The organism is Maribacter sp. HTCC2170 (assembly GCF_000153165.2).
Taxonomy (GTDB): domain Bacteria; phylum Bacteroidota; class Bacteroidia; order Flavobacteriales; family Flavobacteriaceae; genus Maribacter_A.
This window is the reverse complement of sequence record NC_014472.1, coordinates 2,931,863-2,948,584: the sequence shown is the minus strand read 5'-3', so window position 1 is coordinate 2,948,584 and position 16,722 is coordinate 2,931,863. Positions and strand designations below refer to the sequence as shown.

The window sequence follows — 16,722 nt, the reverse complement described above, 5'->3', positions numbered from 1 at the left end:
TTAACGTTCTAAACAAAATCCATCCCAATGAAAAGCCATTACCAAACCCTACTTTATACTTTAATCGCCCTCTTTTTAGTTGGTTGCAGCGCTACCAATAATTTAACAATGAGTGCTGTAGAGCCTGCTCCCATTACGCTATCCAAAGATGTGAAGCGTGTTGGTATCATTAACCGTAGTTTACCTTCGGAGGGGAATAAAACGGCAGATAAGATTGATAAAATACTTTCTGCTGAGGGATTGAATCTAGATGAACACGGTTCCGAAGCTGCCATTTTAGCCCTAAAAGAGCAATTGGAGCAAAATAAATCTATTGAAGAAGTACTAATCTTAGACGATTTAGTCCATCTGCGTAAGGGACTAAGTGTTTTTCCATCAACAATGACATGGAATGAAATAGAAACCCTATGTGAGGAATATAAGGTCGATGCCATTTTCTCATTGGCTTTCTATGATACCGACACCAAGGTCAATTTTAAAATGACCTCTATAGACCTACCCAATGATTTAGGGGTTAAAGTTGCGGTCCCGGCCCATGAACTTACTTTGAATACTTTGATTGAAAATGGCTGGAGAGTATATGACCCATATAGCAAAAGAATTGCAGACGAACTTGTTTTTAGTGATCACGTGGTATCTGTTGGAAAAGGAATAAACCCAATAAAAGCTTACGAGGCCATTCTTGGAAGAAAGGAAGCGGTGTTACACCAGAGCAAGTATATGGGAATTGATTATGCCCAACGATTGTTACCGTACAAACACCGTGTGAACAGGGATTATTTTGTTCGTGGTTCAGACAACTTCAAGATAGCACAACGTAGGGCCCAAGCAGGTGATTGGGACGGTGCAGCTAACCTTTGGAGTCTTGAAACAGGTAATCCAGACCCTAAAGTGGCAGGTAGAGCCTGTTACAATATGGCCATTAGTAATGAAATAAACGGAAATCTTGATGACGCCATGCAATGGGCCTCAAAATCATATGTTGATTATAAGAACAATTACGCATTATCGTATCTGAACACCCTAAAATACAGGGCACGCCAAAAAGCAGTTCTGAACCAGCAGTTGTCTAAATAAGCATATACCTAACCAACCATTATGAAAAAAAACTACACATATATCCTCGCTATTTTATTTGGAATACTTATTTCCTTGAATAGCTGTAGTGCTACCAAACAACATACCTTGAGTGCTTTGGAGCCTGCCTCGGTAGATTTGGCAACAACCATTACCAAAATTGGGATCATAAACGAAAGTAGTGCCACTACCAAAAGTGATTACAAAAACCGAATAGAACAGATTTTATCTGCTAAGGACCAACAATTACAGAAAGACGGTATTGATGCCGCTATTTCTGGTTTGTTCGAAGAACTGGCAAAGGACCAACGTTTTGATACGGTACGATTAATCCAGACCGAAGTAAATAATAGTGAGGGACTCGGTGATACGGTAGATACTATTTCCTGGGACGCAGTAAAAGAGATCTGCGATGCCAATAATGTGGATGCCATCTTCTCTTTAGCCTATTATGAGGCAGATACACAAGTATCAGTCAAGAAAAAGAAGATTGAGGAACAGGATATGTTACGCCAGTACATAAAAGTGGCCGGACATGAGATTACATTGGAAACATTGATTGAAAACGGATGGCGGATTTATGATCCATATAACCAACAAGTAATCGATGAACTCGTATTTAACGAGCAGATTACCTCTACAGGTACAGGAACCAATGAAATGGATGCCTTATATGACATTAGTGATCGAAGAGAAGCTGTATTGGATCAAAGTAAAAACACGGGTAGTTCGTACGGACTTCGTCTTTTACCCCAAGAACAGGATGTGGTTCGCGAATACTTTGTAAAGGGTTCTGATAAATTGGTGGAAGCCAAAAAACTGGCCGAAGAAGACAATTGGGAAGCCGCAGCCGCCTTATGGGAATTGGAAACTACCCATGAAAACACAAAATTAAAGGCCAAGGCATGCTATAATATGGCGTTTTACAATGAAATGAACGGCAAGTACCAAATTGCATTGGATTGGGTTGAAAAAGCTTCTACACACAATGATAGTAAGGCCAATACAGCCTATAAAGCCGTTTTACAAAAAAGAATCACTGATACCAAAATAGCGTTACAACAGTTGGAGCGGAGCAATCTATCCGCTTCTTTGGAGTTTGAGTGAGGGTAAATATGTTTCGCTATCGAAAATGATATGAATCCTTTTTAATGATTTATACCCTACGACAGTGAAGTTAGTCGCTTTTGAGGTTATTTTAATTAGGCAATGTGTAAGGTTTCTTCACTTGTTAGTTTTCCATCACTATCGTACTTCACATGTTTGCTACTCCCTTTTCAATCCTTGATTGTAAAATCTTGGCTTAACTTTCCATTCCTATTCCACTTTTTGCTACTAACAAGTTTATTACTCTTGTATAATATTTTACCACTTAACTTTCCATTGTCATGATATTCTTTCAAAACAAAAGATTTATTACCATCCTTGGATATTCTTTCAGTCCATAACTGTCCATTGAAATGCCACTTTTTAGAAACACCGTCCTCTAGAACACCATCCTTGTAAGTTGCTTCACTCATTAACTGTCCATTGTCATACCAGGTTTTATAAACACCATCCCATTTATTATTCTTGAATGTACCTTCAAACTCTAGCTGTCCATTTTTATACCAAGATTTAAAAGCACCATCCGCTACACCATCCTTGTATGTTTTTTCTTTATGTAACTGACTATTGTCATGCCATTGTCTCACTACGCCAGACACCAAAGTTGTATCACTCTTGAAATAGGCAACGTCATGAACGTTATTAATGTCATCCGCATTAATATTCATTTCCTCTTGCCCTAAAGCAATAATTGGCAAAGCAATAAATAGTAATTTTAGTTTCATAATTCTGGTTTTTAATTGCACACTAAGCTTAGATGAATCCGTTTTTAATGATTTATATCGCTTGATAAGCTAAGTTAGCCGTTAATTAGCTCTTAATAAAGAGTATTCTTACAGTTTTATCATAAATTTTTCACAATAAAAACTATTATTTTTTGGCTTTAAATTTCCATATATAGTCCAAATCATCTTTCTTTAAAATGAAGTAAACTGCCAATGCTGTAATAAGTGTGGCAGGAAAAGCGGCTCCAATACCAAGGGGTATTATGGCGATAAAGAATACTATGGCGCCATAACATGCAATTCTTACGATTTGGTTCTTGAGGAGCAATCCAATACCAATTAATCCCTGGCCAATAGCGATTATAGTAACCATAAGGGTGATATTTGGCTTGAACCAGCCATTTATAAAATCAGCAAGCCAGCTAAAAGGGGTGAGTTTGGCGTAGTTCAAATACTCCCCGGGATTATACTGTGATGTGGTTAAATTGAGCCAAAAGGCCCAAAAGAAGAGTAAAGCAATTAACAGGCGTGCCAGTTTAGGTAGGCGAATAGCGGCCGACAGAATCAAAATTGCAATTAAATTGGAAATACCCCACGGGACAAAAAATTCTCTAAAAAGTTCCATACTACAGCCTTGAGTTTGATTTTAACAGGTCAAAATAGGAGGTATTTTCATCAACATCCTATGATAATAGTCAGGTAAAAAAATGATTTCAAATTTAAAAGTCTTCTTAATACAAGTTACAACCTAAAATTATACCTGAACTTTAAAAGCACCTGTTGGCTTTGTAATACCCAATTCTGGGTCATGTCATCATCAAGGGTATTATGATTGAACACAAGAATTACATCGCCCAAGGGAGAGAAAATCCAGTGCACACGAACATTTAGCCCCAAAGTATTACTCACCGTATCATATTGCAAATAACTATTCAATTGTAAGTCCGAATTTACATTGAAACGAACACGGGAACCTACCAAGGTTTGGTCAAAATCGCCCCAAGGTAACCGTCCTATATTGCGAACACCGTTGAGTTCAAAACCCAGAAGGGCGTTGGGGTTCCAGTTCACCTGTAGTTCCAGTTCATCCAAATTACCCTCGTAAAACGAACCAAACCACCATGATGCCTGGCCATTCAACCTACGTTTGGCAGCGAATTCAGCTTCCAAGCGGTAACGCATAAAGTGGTACTCATTCTCTGGAATGGTCACATCTTCGGCAATTTCAAAAGGTATTAAAATATTTTCACCTACAGGTCTAACATTGAATTCTACCCGATCGCCACTTTCCAATCGCCAATTAATGGGAGCGGTAAATATGCTGTACGATTGCCATGTGCCGCTAAGGTCCTTGATATATGTTCCATAAAACTGATGGAACATCTGCCGTAGCCATGGTGCATTCGGCCTTGGAGCATATGTTGATCCCAAACGCATAAAATGTACTCCCTTTCGAGGTACAAAGCCCAATGAAGGATCAAACTGCTCCCCGATATGTGAGTAAATAAATGCGAGATCCCATTTATCATTGGGGTAATCAACCTTAAACCCATAGGCGGTTTTGTTATCGGTTAAATCATCTCTATCGGTATACAATGCCCATGCTCCCGCAATAAAGTTTTTGTCTCCATTGAATCTAGTGGTCTGGTAAGTGAAATCGGCGCCTGACATAAAACTTCCTTCACGGCCCAATGGGTCGCCTACCGATGCGATTATACCCACAGAACTCTCTTTAAGTATGTTTTGTCGTACCCGCATGACTCCCATAGTAGTGGCATCATAAGAGTTTCCTCCTGATTCAAAGGATTTGGTATGCACGCCAAGCCCTCCAAAAGCGGTTTTTCCTGAGCGACCATTCAGCTTTGCGCCTGCCAAAATAGGAACTTCGCTAGAGCCAATAAGTCCAATTCTACGACTAAAGAAGGGGAGGACCGTACTGCTTCCCGTACCAAAACCAAATTCAAAAATATCGGAACCCTCAAGAAAGAAGGTGCGTTTCTCTGGAAAGAACAAAGGAAAACGTGTTAAGTTGGTTTGACGCGTATCTACCTCGGTCTCAGCAAAATCAGTATTAAAGGTCATCGTTGCCAGTACATTTGGACTCAAACGCTGACTAACATCCAAACTGGGTTCAAATTTGAAATCAGTGGGAGCATCTTCTCCGTTCTTAGTCAATTTACCCACTAAAGATGGTCTAACATTCAATCCCAGACCATAATTGAACTCAGGTAAATTAGTCAATAACCCAGCTCTGCTCGTTTGAATGAACCATTGGTCTCGCTGTACATTGGCCCAACGTATGGTTTCCTGGTTTCTTTGTATTCTTCGTTCAACATTGAATCCCCAAGTAGATAAACCCTTTTCAAAATAAATACTTTGGATGGGAATACGTATTTCAACCGACCATCCTTCCTTATCAATTGTTGTTCTTGCCTCCCAAATGGCGTCCCAATCTTCATTTTCTGATTCGCCACGCCTCGAAACCAAGGCATCATACCGAGCACCAAAGGCATTGACGGCAAAAATATAGCCGGATTGTCCGTCCATAAACGTATCTAACACCACTTTTACATGATCTTCACTGGAAATATCAGCATCTCTTAATTTTGAGAATTTCACAATGCCTTCTGGGTTCGAATCTTTGCATTCAATACCAATAACCACCGATTTAGCGTCTGTCAATACCCTTACTCGTGTTAAATTTGAAGGCGCACCCTTTTCAACAGGTTCTGTGGTTTGAAATTGTTCCAAAACAGGCGCTATTTGCCAATCTTCCTCATTTAGAACACCATCAATCTCTATCTCTCCTTGCAGTTTACCTGCTTCTAAAGCTGGTCTTTCTTGGGATTGACTCTGTAAAAGGGTATAGGATAGCAATAAATAGAGAAGGGTAATTGAATTTTTCATGAAAAGTTGGCTCAACTGGGCTTAATGATTGGTATAGTGCTAAGTTAGCCGATTTTGAAAAGCATTAATGCACAATTGCCCACTTTAAATACAGTTTTTAACTAATTTTGAATTCTTCAAAATAAGAATAGGAATGACCATAAATATACACTCCAGCTGGAAAAAACCGTTAAGCAACGAATTTGAGCAACCCTATTTTGGGGCATTGGTCAACTTTGTAAAGTCCGAATATGGCCAATACACCTGTTACCCAAAAGGGAAACATATATTTTCAGCTTTTGACCATAGTCCGTTTGAAAAAACTAAAGTGGTCATTATCGGTCAGGATCCATATCATGGACCAAACCAGGCAAATGGTCTTTGTTTTTCAGTAAGTGAAGGGATTCCACACCCTCCTTCATTGATCAATATATTCAAGGAAATCGAAACGGATTTGGGGAAACCTTATCCCAAAAGTGGCAACTTAGAGCGATGGGCAGACCAAGGAGTATTGCTTTTGAATGCTACTTTGACCGTACGCGCGCATGAAGCTGGCAGCCATCAAAGAAACGGGTGGGAGACTTTTACTGACAATGTAATTAGGGTAGTTTCCAATGAGAAGGAAGGTGTAATATTTCTGCTATGGGGAGGTTTTGCAAAGAAGAAAGCTTCTTTAATTGACCAAGGCAAACATCATATACTAACTTCAGGTCATCCTTCTCCTTTGAGTGCAAATCGTGGATACTGGTTTGGAAACAAACACTTTAGTAAAACCAATGAAATTCTTGGGCAAAAAGGGGATGTTCTTATTGACTGGTAAGCACATCTGTACTTTTTAACTTTTTATCAATCAACTTTAAGTTAATCAACGTATCTTGTACGTTTTCAAGTGTTTGCGGGTTTAGTTGTGATTGACTCCATCGCGTTATGCCCATCCATTCTTGAATATCTTCCAATTGCTGTTCATACCTATTTGCCAAAGTACGGTCAATACTCGGAATTTGTTTGAACTCGGAGGTATATAGATTGATGATTTCAAGTATATGCCTTAAAACAGAACTATTTTCTTTTATGAATTCATTGGTCCCTGCAATGACAAAACATGGCCAAGGCGTTGGACAGTCACCTAATCTTCGGAAAGTGCCATTGTCAACCAAGGGTTTAGTCGTAAAACGTTCCCACATAAAATAGTCTGCGGTGCCATTTGTCAATGCCTCGACAGCTCCATCAAGATTATTGATTATCTCAAATTTCAATTTTTCATTGTTCCAGCCTTCATTTTGAGCATTTACATAGGCCATAAGATGGCTGCCGCTGCCAAAACGACTAATCGCAGCTTTGGTGGAATTGATATCAGAAATAGCTTTATATGTGCTTTTGGCTCCCACATGAATTCCCCAAAGCAGGGGAGAGGCAATATATTCTTGAACTATTTTAGCAGGATTCCCTTCTGTTATACTTTTGACCAGTCCTTCAGTCAAGATAATCGCCAAGTCAGTCTCACCATTTTCCAGCATTTTACACATTCTTCCTGTTCCTTCAGGAATATCTGTCCATTCAAGCTCAATTCCACGCTCTTCAAACGCACCTTCTTCAATTGCCAAATGCCAAGGAAGGTTAAAATGTTCAGGTACGCCAATGATTTTTACTTTCTTCATTTTTGATGTAGTAAAAGAACTAGCGAGTTAATTTTTCAAGGGTGTATTGAATTAAGCCATCAATTGTTTTTAATGGGCTTTTTGAAAACTCACCCAGGACTCTATTCGCAATAATGCAGTTTAATGAAACTGCTCGATGTCCCATAAGCTTAGCCAGTCCGTAAATTGCCGAAGACTCCATTTCAAGGTTTGTAATACGTAGTTTTTCGTAGCTGAAAGAGGTTAGTTTTTCATTAAGATCATCATCTTGTAAGCCCAATCGAAGTTTACGCCCTTGTGGACCGTAAAAACCGCTATTAGTGATAGTTACACCATATCGTATACGATTTGAGTCTAGTTGACCACGTAATGTATCGTCACTTTTAACCAAATAGGGCCAAGGTTTTTTCGGGGACCAATCGGTGTACTCTACAAATGCTTTGGAAAAGTCATCATCAAGAATTTCTTCGCTCCTATAAAAGTGTAAAACTCCATCAAAACCCAATGCATATTCACTTAAAATGAATGAATCTACCGGGATGTCTGACTGAATTGCACCAGACGTACCAATGCGAACAATTGTTAATTGTTTAAACTCTTTTTTAATCGTTCTATTCTCAAAATCAATATTGGCCAAAGCATCCAATTCGTTTAAAACGATATCAATATTGTCTGCACCAATCCCTGTTGACAAAACCGTAATACGTTTACCATTCAAAACACCGGTATGTGTGTAGAATTCACGTTTTTCTTTCTTGACCTCAATAGAATCAAAATATTTGGAAACCTGACCCACGCGATTTTGGTCACCGACCACGATTATGGTATCGGCAATATCTTCAGGTAATAAATTAAGGTGGTAAATGCTATTATCAGCATTAAGGATAAGCTCGGAAGCTTCTAGCATGTTATAACTTTAAAATTCTATCCGATTCGGAGTTGTAAAGGAAGTTGTATTTAAGTGCACCACCCAAATAAACTTCATTATCTTGAATATGGGAGTAATAACTGGTTTGCCCTTCCAATATTTCCTTTCCTTTTTTGGTCAAACGAACAGGGTTGAAAGAGGTGAACAAAGGTTTTAGATTACTTATCATTCGCTCAAACTGCGTGTCACCATATCCATAAACACCTTGATTGTTCAATACGGTACGCAATAATTCGCGCTTAGATTTGGGCTTTTCATCCAATGATAGTTGCAAAATATTGTTCTCTAAACTATTTAATCCGTTTTTAATAGTTGGGAACCTCCTCAAATGTGCTTTTATGGCATCAGAGAGATAGTCAAACTTATAATTCTTAAAATCTGTGAGGTTTTCTAAACGAATGGGGTTATCACTACAATATAGTTGCCATACGTAATCAGCATATTCTATATCATTCATTGATAATTCCGTCCTATTCTCATACAGCTTCATGAGATAATCATTATCCAACTCACCTAAACCGTATAACTTATCTGATTCGTCCTCATTTCCACTACAAACCAATGAAATATTGGCATATTTTCTGTGGGTCTTGAGCCAACTAATGACCGCCAACATGTTTACCTGGCAAAACAGGTCATATTCAAACCAAAGTACAATATTGTCTTGTTGTTTATGGTTACAGAGGGATCTATATTCCTTCAAGGTTTTTTCTATAAACCAAGATTTGGAAACTTTATAATTTTTGTTTAGAAATTCGAAACGGGTTTTCCAGAAGGTTTCGCTTCCCACATTGGTCAACGTTTTACCTTCACAAAGCATTTCGCGCCATGTGATGATATCTCCTTTTAGGTCCAATGACTTAAGTCTTTCTGTAAGACTATCACCATTTGTTATGTGTAATAGGGAACTCATTTTTTAGCGGTTGTTTAGGTTTGGACTATTAAAAGTAACATTTAATCGAAATAAACAAAAAAAATTAACTAAAATCTACGCAACCTTTTTCAAAATTGGGTCTCTAGAAGCACTTATCCACCAACTCGTTTAACCTTAAACCCTTTTTCTTTGAGCATATCCATGATTTTGTCCCTGTAATCACCCTGGATAATAATTTTGCCGTCTTTGAAGGTGCCTCCCACGCTTAATTTTGATTTTAAATCCTTGGCCAATTTCTTGAAATCAGAATCAGCTCCATTATAACCTTCTAATATGGTGATAGGCTTTCCTTTGCGTTTTTCGTATTTACAGATGATAGGGTCGTCCTGTAACCAAATATCAGACTTTTTGGGAATTTTTGGTTCTTCCGAGGGAACATGCTCCGGAAATAGATTTTTCAGTTGATCACTTAGGTCCATAGGTTACTTTTTAATTAGACCTAACTCAATTAAACGCTCGTGCAGGAACTCACCAGCTGTAATGTCCTCAAATTCCTTGGGATTGTTATCGTTAATACAGTTCTCTAAGCAATTCAATGGCATTTCACTAATGGGATGCATAAAGAAAGGAATGGAATAACGAGAAGTCCCCCATAATTCTTTAGGAGGATTAACAACTTGATGTATAGTTGATTTCAATTTGTTATTGGTCAATCTTGATAACATATCACCCACGTTGATCATAACTTGGTCTGGTCTTGCAATGGCATCTACCCATTCACCTTCATGGTTCTGAACCTGAAGACCTTTGCCATGGGCACCCATTAACAAGGTAATCAAGTTAATATCACCATGTGCTGCTGCCCTTACTGCATTCTTTGGTTCGGAAGTAATAGGAGGGTAGTGAATAGGACGCAAAATGGAATTCCCATTGAGAATGAAATTGTCAAAATAATTCTCCTCAAGATTTAAATGAAGAGCTAGGGCCCTTAACACGTATTTTGCTGTTTTCTCAAGCATTTTATAGGTATCCTTACCTACGGCATTAAACTTTTCAAGTTCAGCTACCATAACGTTATCCGGGTATTCTGCTTCCAATTTTGGATTGTCGACTACGTACTGTCCAAAATGCCAAAACTCCTTTAAATCTCCTTCTTTACGTCCTTTGGCGTGTTCTTTACCAAAAGAGGTGTAACCTCGTTGGCCACCAATGCCTTCTATTTCATAGGTATCCTTTGTATTCTGTGGAAGATCAAAAAAGTTTTTTATTTCAGCGTATAAATCCTTGACAAGAACATCAGATAAAAAATGCCCTCCCAGGGCTACGAAACCTATCTGTTCAAAGGCATTACCAATTTCAGTAATAAATTTTTTCTTGCGCTCTGGGTCTCCTGAAGTAAAATCCTGTAAATCTACACTAGGTATAGCAGTCATGGCTGTTTTTTAAAGGTTTGATCAAAACTACAAATTATTGCCGAATTTTATGCTTGAATTAGTTGAAGGCAATGCATTCTTTTTTGTTACATTTATCCTGTTTTAAAAGAATAAAGGCCATAATTATAACATGGATTACAGCAAGTACAAAGTAAGCAAGGAAATTAAGCTCAGCCTTTATAAGTCGATGCTAAAACCTCGTATGATTGAGGAGAAAATGCTGATTTTGCTAAGACAAGGTAAAATTTCCAAATGGTTTAGCGGAATAGGCCAAGAGGCCATCTCAGTGGGGGTGACATCTGCTATGAAGGAGGATGAATATATTCTTCCCATGCATAGAAACTTGGGCGTATTCACTACTAGAAAAATTCCCTTAAATAGGTTGTTTTCACAATGGCAGGGAAAAGAAAGCGGATTCACCAAAGGGCGTGATCGAAGTTTTCATTTTGGTACCCAAGAGTATAATATTGTTGGCATGATTTCCCATTTAGGACCACAATTAGGTGTGGCAGACGGAATTGCCCTTGCCAATTTATTAAAAAATCAAAAGCATGTTACAGCTGTATTTACGGGTGAGGGGGCGACAAGTGAGGGAGATTTTCATGAGGCCTTGAATGTGGCGGCTGTGTGGGACCTACCCGTACTTTTCTGTATTGAAAATAACGGATACGGACTATCAACACCTACCAATGAACAGTTCAAATGCGAGCATTTGGCCGATAAAGGAAAAGGATATGGTATGGAATCCCATATTGTTGATGGCAACAATATCCTGGAGGTGTATACTAAGATTGATTCACTTTGCAAAAGTATTCGCAAGGACCCACGACCTATCTTGGTAGAATTCAAAACATTCAGAATGCGCGGGCATGAAGAGGCGAGTGGTACTAAATATGTTCCACAACATTTACTGGACCAATGGGCAGCCAAGGATCCACTTGAAAACTATTTGGAATATTTACATTCTGAAAAGTTGCTCTCTGAAGAGGAAGAAGTTGTTTTAAAGAAGGAAATAATCCATGAAATAGATGATAACCTTAAGCTTGCTTTTGCCGAAAATGAAATTAAAAGTACTACAATTGATGAATTAAATGATGTTTACAAAAATGTTGTTTATGAGGAAGTTACTGAAGGAAGTACTGTAAACAACATTCGTTTGGTGGATGCCATCTCAGACGGACTTAAACAATCTATGGAACGTCATGACAGTTTGGTAATCCTGGGACAGGATATAGCAGACTATGGTGGTGTATTCAAAATAACTGATGGCTTTATGGAGCTTTTTGGAAAAGAGCGTGTACGTAATACTCCTATCTGCGAATCGGCCATAGTTACTGCAGCCATGGGATTATCAATCAATGGAATGAAGGCTGTTATGGAGATGCAGTTTGCAGATTTTGCCAGTTCGGGATTCAATCCGATCGTAAATTATATAGCCAAATCGTATTACAGATGGGCTGAGAATGCAGATATAGTTATACGTATGCCTTGTGGTGGCGGGGTAGCAGCAGGTCCGTTTCATTCACAGACCAATGAAGCTTGGTTCACCAAAACACCTGGGTTGAAAGTTGTATACCCTGCATTTCCGTATGATGCAAAAGGATTATTGGCTACGGCAATAAATGACCCTAATCCAGTACTATTCTTTGAACATAAGGCCCTATACCGTAGCATTTACCAAAATGTACCCACTGATTATTATACCCTTCCGTTAGGAAAGGCAAGTTTATTAAGTGAAGGTGGGCAAATTTCGATTGTAACCTATGGCGCTGGTGTACATTGGGCGTTGGAAACTCTTGAAAACAATCCAGAAATAAATGCAGATTTGATAGATCTACGTTGTTTACAACCGATGGATATTGATGCCGTATATACTTCGGTCAGGAAAACAGGTAGACTTATTGTTTTGCAGGAAGATAGTCTGTTTGGTGGTATTGCCAGTGATATTTCTGCCTTGGTTATGGAAAATTGCTTTGAATATCTGGATGCGCCTGTAAAACGTGTTGCCGGTTTAGAGACTCCAATTCCGTTTGCCAAAGGACTGGAAGACAACTATATGGCCAAAGGTCGTTTTGAGGGTGCTCTTAAAAAATTATTGGCCTATTAACAAGTAATCGATTTTTCCGAAACTTTTCCTTGCATTTGGTCAAAATGATTGATCCAAGTACCAACCTTCTCCGTATATACTACCTAACCCAAAATTTTAATAATGAAACGAACATTTTTAGTATTAGGTGTTGTGCTGTTTTTGGCAACTTCCTGCTCGGTATCAAAAGTAGCCCGTGAAAAACGAAATCTCTTAAGTGGGACATGGATTCTAAATGATATTTCCTATGAAAACAATTCAGGGAATTTCAGTGCAGTCCTGTTTAATGATGCACAGGATATTTGTTTTGAAGGTAGCAATTGGTTTTTTAGGGATAACAATAGTACCGGACGGTATACCCTTGAAGATTCAAGTCTATGCACAGGAGGAGACCGATATATTCGTTGGTCGGTTGTTCATCGAGAGGAGAACTTTACCAGTCAATTACAGTTTAAAATGATCAATGCAAAAAATAAGGACATTAATGGGGCCATAGGCTATCGATTGAATATAATATCCTTGACTGCAACAGAAATGACATTAAAACAAAATAATCAAGTAGATGGGGAAATAGTAACCATCGTTTATAATTTCACAAAAAAATAAAGCATGAAAAATTTAGTAAGAAAGAGTGTGTATATGTTTATGTGCATGGCATTGATAACAGGATGTAGTGCAACAAGAAATGCAAATAACAAACAAAAAGGAGCAGTGATTGGTGCCTCTGGAGGTGCTGTTATTGGAGGAATCATTGGGAACAATGTTGGAAAAAAAGGAAATACAGCCCTTGGTGCTATTATAGGTGCCGTAGTAGGTGGTGTTGCCGGTGGATATATTGGTGACCGAATGGATAGACAAGCCGAACGTATTGAAGAGGAGATTCCAGGTGCTGAAGTTACTCGAGTAGGTGAGGGGATCAATGTAACATTCAATGAAGAAGCAGGGGTGTATTTTGATACAAGCAAGTCAAATGTCAAAGGAACTTCAGCGACTACCTTGGATAAACTGGCAGGTATCTTCAAAGAATACCCAAATAGTGATGTGCTTATTGAAGGTCACACAGATAGTGCCGGACCTGACGATTACAATATGAAACTTTCACAACAACGAGCCGAATCGGTTACTAATTATTTGATTTCAAAAGGAATTGAAGCCAATAGATTCTCTACCAAATGGTATGGTGAAAATCAGCCAAAGGCCGATAATGAAACTACTGAAGGTAAAGCCAAAAACAGACGAGTTGAGCTAGCAATTATTGCCAGTAAGGATCTTAAAGAAGAAGCAGTCGAAAAGACAAAAGGATAATTAAAATCCTAACTTATTAAATAGAATCCCGGCTTAAATGGTCGGGATTTTTTTTATTCCTTATGCTCAGGTATGGCCAATGAAGCAACTATTCCACCAATTAAAGAAACCGATATTACCGTAAGTGAAAGCCATTCAGGTAGTTCTACTTGATGTGCAAAAAGCATTTTTAAACCAACAAAGGCCAGAATCACTACCAAACTGTAATTGATAAAACGAAATTTCTCTAACATTCTAGAGACTAGAAAATACATAGATCGAAGACCAAGTATAGCTAGGATATTGGAACTAAAAACGATAAAAGGATCTGCAGTAATGGCCAAAATTGCAGGAATACTGTCCAAAGCGAAGAGTACATCGGTCAGTTCAATGATTATCAACGCCACAAAAAGGGGAGTGGCAGCCGTAATACCCATACGCTTGACGAAAAAGCTATTATCACGTATGGTTCCGGTAATAGGGTATATTTTTTTTATTTGTCTGAATACATATGATTTTTTTGGGTCAAAATTGGAATCGTCAGACTTAAGCATCTTAAATGCAGTATATAGCAGGAACACCCCAAATACATAAATGATCCATTCAAATTTTGTAATTAAGGCAACACCAAATAAAATCATTAATCCACGAAAAATAATGGCGCCCAAAATTCCCCAGAACAAAACACGATGCTGATAAATAGGAGGTATTTTAAAAGAGGAAAAAATAACGGCAATGACAAAGACATTATCAATACTCAACGAAAGTTCAATCAAATAACCAGTAATATATTTTAGAACAGCAGTGTTTGGAGAAAGTCCTGTAGGGTTTTCAACCAAGCCGGAAGAAAATAACCAATAGATCACCCCACTGAAACCCAAGGCAACACTGACCCAAATAGCTGTCCAAATACCAGCTTCTTTACTTTTTATTACATGCTCGTTTTTATGAAAAATCCCAAGGTCAAGTGCTAGAAACACAATCACCAAAGAGATAAAAAGAATCCATACCCACATAGTGCAATCAAATTTTTGAAGGGACGAAGGTAAGCATCATTTAGATACGGTTATGAAGATCTTTTCCACAACACAGATTTTTTGGCCTGAATATTGCAAAGGATATAAAAAATGGTAGATTCGCAGTCATTATAAGTGGTTTTTTGTAACTTATGATTTCATTGGAAACCATTAAAAAAGACTATATCAATTAAAAATTACTAAACATGAAACAGCTTATTTTATTATTTGGATTATTGTTAACAGTACAAGTAAGTACAGCCAATGTTACATTTCAAGATGGTGATGGAGTAATCAAGGCGAAAGCCAAAGAGCTTACAAAAAAATACAAGGCAGAACTTGGATTGGATGAGGCTCAAACTGCAAAATTTGAAACTATCGTAGCCAATTACATGATGAAGAAATCCAAAGCAAAAGGAGCCAATATTTCGGACGGTGATAAAGCCGTTATGATCAAGCAATTGAGTATTCAAGAATCAGAAGATATTGAAGATGTTTTGTCAAAATCACAGTATAAAAAGTACCTTAAGGCTAAAATGAAGTTACAACCCTAATTTTTCATAAACGAAAAAAGGGTAGAAGTACCGATGCAATTATTCATAATAAATATGAATTGCATCGGTTTTTTTATGCTTTGTTCATTGATTAACCCCAGGCAATTGAGGCAAATTTGAAATTTATTTGTAGGAGATCGTAACACATTGGTTCTCTTGTTATTAGTAAAGTGATTATAATCGTTGAAATGAGTATATACTCGTTGAAGATAGTATAAATCCTGAGGTGGTTTATTAATCTTTTGATACATTTATGCGAGAGACCTATACTATATTAAAATGATAAAAATTAACTGCACTGCTATTCTAGGCCTATGCTGTTTAGTAAGTTCATCGCAGCTTGTAGCCCAAGATATGGCTTCTAATAAGTGTGAAAAGAGCATAAAGGTTCAAAAGTATACCGTGATGGAGCAATATGAGCCTGAATTGATTCTTAGCGTTAATGAACGTGTTCGTTTAAAAAAAGAACGTATAGCAACTATTAAACGTCGTAGAGGTATTTTGGACACCTTGAATATTCCAGATAGACGTAAGCAAAGGCTACTTAAAGAACTTCTTGATAATCCTTTTTCAGACAAATTGAATAAGGCTGTTGCAGATATTGAATTTGCAGAAGAGCAAGCAATAGATAATTAACAACCATAACCAACCAATATTTTAAATATGCCTCCGTTTTATCGGGGGTTTTTTTTTGTTAATTGGTTGAAACGGTGAGGTCTGTTTCATTGTAGTGATATGTGATATTCTAATAATCTATTTTACATAATATAAATTATGATACAAAATAAAACATAAGTATTTGAGGTTCAACACCTTAGTTGTAATTCATAATTCTATATTATGTAAAATATCCCTTAAACCGCTGAAAATCAATTAAAACTTACAACAGGGTCATCAAACTTTTTTAAGCGGTGTCTGCGACGCATATTTTCATTTGTCCCATAATTAGTCGTTATGTAAAATAGCCGCTACCAAGCGCTCGATTGCTTTTTAAAATCAAATTGCTCAGGCAATTTATTTTAAACACAATTTGCCATCGCTTGCCAACGCCATTTAAAAGCTAGCCTTTTAGTTTCATTCAAAATTCTCGTATTCGAGGAAAACCTTGCAAGATT

17 protein-coding genes are annotated in these 16,722 nt (G+C 37.8%); 8 read left to right on the top strand and 9 right to left on the bottom strand.

Annotated features, from left to right (window positions below; genetic code table 11):
* Nucleotides 1-27 precede the first annotated feature (27 nt).
* Nucleotides 28-1,077, top strand: a complete 1,050-nt coding sequence (locus FB2170_RS12930) for a DUF6340 family protein (RefSeq protein ID WP_013307021.1) — start codon at nucleotides 28-30, stop codon at nucleotides 1,075-1,077.
* 21 nt (nucleotides 1,078-1,098) lie between these two features.
* The gene (locus tag FB2170_RS12925) at nucleotides 1,099-2,184 is read left to right on the top strand and encodes a DUF6340 family protein (protein ID WP_013307020.1); all 1,086 of its coding nucleotides are present in this window, start codon (nucleotides 1,099-1,101) and stop codon (nucleotides 2,182-2,184) included.
* Nucleotides 2,185-2,354: 170 nt separating this feature from the next.
* Here FB2170_RS12925 and FB2170_RS12920 read toward each other — a convergent pair whose 3' ends face one another.
* From FB2170_RS12920 to FB2170_RS12910, 3 genes are all read right to left on the bottom strand, one after another.
* Nucleotides 2,355-2,909 (bottom strand): toxin-antitoxin system YwqK family antitoxin, encoded by a 555-nt coding sequence (locus FB2170_RS12920; RefSeq protein ID WP_013307019.1) that lies wholly within the window; start codon nucleotides 2,907-2,909, stop codon nucleotides 2,355-2,357.
* 145 nt (nucleotides 2,910-3,054) lie between these two features.
* Entirely contained in the window at nucleotides 3,055-3,534 is a 480-nt protein-coding gene (locus tag FB2170_RS12915; RefSeq protein WP_013307018.1) for a hypothetical protein, read from the bottom strand.
* A gap of 116 nt (nucleotides 3,535-3,650) precedes the next feature.
* On the bottom strand, nucleotides 3,651-5,816 hold the full coding sequence (locus FB2170_RS12910; protein ID WP_013307017.1) for a carbohydrate binding family 9 domain-containing protein: 2,166 nt from the start codon (nucleotides 5,814-5,816) through the stop codon (nucleotides 3,651-3,653).
* A 133-nt stretch (nucleotides 5,817-5,949) separates the two neighbouring features.
* Between FB2170_RS12910 and FB2170_RS12905 the strand changes: the two genes are divergently transcribed.
* Complete coding sequence (locus FB2170_RS12905) at nucleotides 5,950-6,615, top strand: uracil-DNA glycosylase (RefSeq protein ID WP_013307016.1); 666 nt, start codon at nucleotides 5,950-5,952, stop codon at nucleotides 6,613-6,615.
* Here the strand turns inward: FB2170_RS12905 and FB2170_RS12900 are convergent.
* The 5 genes from FB2170_RS12900 to FB2170_RS12880 all read right to left on the bottom strand — a co-directional run bounded on the left by FB2170_RS12900 (nucleotide 6,602) and on the right by FB2170_RS12880 (nucleotide 10,667).
* The gene (locus FB2170_RS12900; RefSeq protein ID WP_013307015.1) at nucleotides 6,602-7,453 is read right to left on the bottom strand and encodes a substrate-binding domain-containing protein; all 852 of its coding nucleotides are present in this window, start codon (nucleotides 7,451-7,453) and stop codon (nucleotides 6,602-6,604) included. The genes FB2170_RS12905 and FB2170_RS12900 overlap by 14 nt on opposite strands.
* A 19-nt stretch (nucleotides 7,454-7,472) precedes the next feature.
* Nucleotides 7,473-8,339 carry a nucleoside phosphorylase gene (locus FB2170_RS12895; protein ID WP_013307014.1) on the bottom strand — a complete coding sequence of 289 codons (867 nt, stop codon included), beginning with the start codon at nucleotides 8,337-8,339 and terminating at the stop codon, nucleotides 7,473-7,475.
* 1 nt (nucleotide 8,340) lies between these two features.
* Entirely contained in the window at nucleotides 8,341-9,273 is a 933-nt protein-coding gene (locus FB2170_RS12890) for a DUF1835 domain-containing protein (RefSeq protein WP_013307013.1), read from the bottom strand.
* A 113-nt stretch (nucleotides 9,274-9,386) separates the two neighbouring features.
* On the bottom strand, nucleotides 9,387-9,713 hold the full coding sequence (locus FB2170_RS12885; protein ID WP_013307012.1) for a translation initiation factor: 327 nt from the start codon (nucleotides 9,711-9,713) through the stop codon (nucleotides 9,387-9,389).
* Nucleotides 9,714-9,716: 3 nt separating this feature from the next.
* On the bottom strand, nucleotides 9,717-10,667 hold the full coding sequence (locus tag FB2170_RS12880; protein ID WP_013307011.1) for an isopenicillin N synthase family dioxygenase: 951 nt from the start codon (nucleotides 10,665-10,667) through the stop codon (nucleotides 9,717-9,719).
* 130 nt (nucleotides 10,668-10,797) lie between these two features.
* Between FB2170_RS12880 and FB2170_RS12875 the strand changes: the two genes are divergently transcribed.
* The 3 genes from FB2170_RS12875 to FB2170_RS12865 all read left to right on the top strand — a co-directional run bounded on the left by FB2170_RS12875 (nucleotide 10,798) and on the right by FB2170_RS12865 (nucleotide 14,058).
* Complete coding sequence (locus tag FB2170_RS12875) at nucleotides 10,798-12,774, top strand: thiamine pyrophosphate-dependent enzyme (protein ID WP_041632850.1); 1,977 nt, start codon at nucleotides 10,798-10,800, stop codon at nucleotides 12,772-12,774.
* Nucleotides 12,775-12,876: 102 nt separating this feature from the next.
* Complete coding sequence (locus FB2170_RS12870) at nucleotides 12,877-13,359, top strand: lipocalin family protein (protein WP_013307009.1); 483 nt, start codon at nucleotides 12,877-12,879, stop codon at nucleotides 13,357-13,359.
* Nucleotides 13,360-13,362: 3 nt separating this feature from the next.
* Nucleotides 13,363-14,058, top strand: coding sequence for an OmpA family protein (locus tag FB2170_RS12865; protein ID WP_041632849.1), 696 nt, complete (start codon nucleotides 13,363-13,365; stop codon nucleotides 14,056-14,058).
* Between the two features lie 53 nt (nucleotides 14,059-14,111).
* Here the strand turns inward: FB2170_RS12865 and FB2170_RS12860 are convergent, their stop codons facing one another.
* Nucleotides 14,112-15,053 (bottom strand): TerC family protein, encoded by a 942-nt coding sequence (locus FB2170_RS12860; RefSeq protein WP_013307007.1) that lies wholly within the window; start codon nucleotides 15,051-15,053, stop codon nucleotides 14,112-14,114.
* Nucleotides 15,054-15,259: 206 nt separating this feature from the next.
* Between FB2170_RS12860 and FB2170_RS12855 the strand changes: the two genes are divergently transcribed.
* Nucleotides 15,260-15,607, top strand: coding sequence for a hypothetical protein (locus FB2170_RS12855; RefSeq protein WP_013307006.1), 348 nt, complete (start codon nucleotides 15,260-15,262; stop codon nucleotides 15,605-15,607).
* Nucleotides 15,608-15,961: 354 nt separating this feature from the next.
* Entirely contained in the window at nucleotides 15,962-16,243 is a 282-nt protein-coding gene (locus tag FB2170_RS12850) for a hypothetical protein (RefSeq protein WP_013307004.1), read from the top strand.
* Nucleotides 16,244-16,722: the final 479 nt, after the last annotated feature.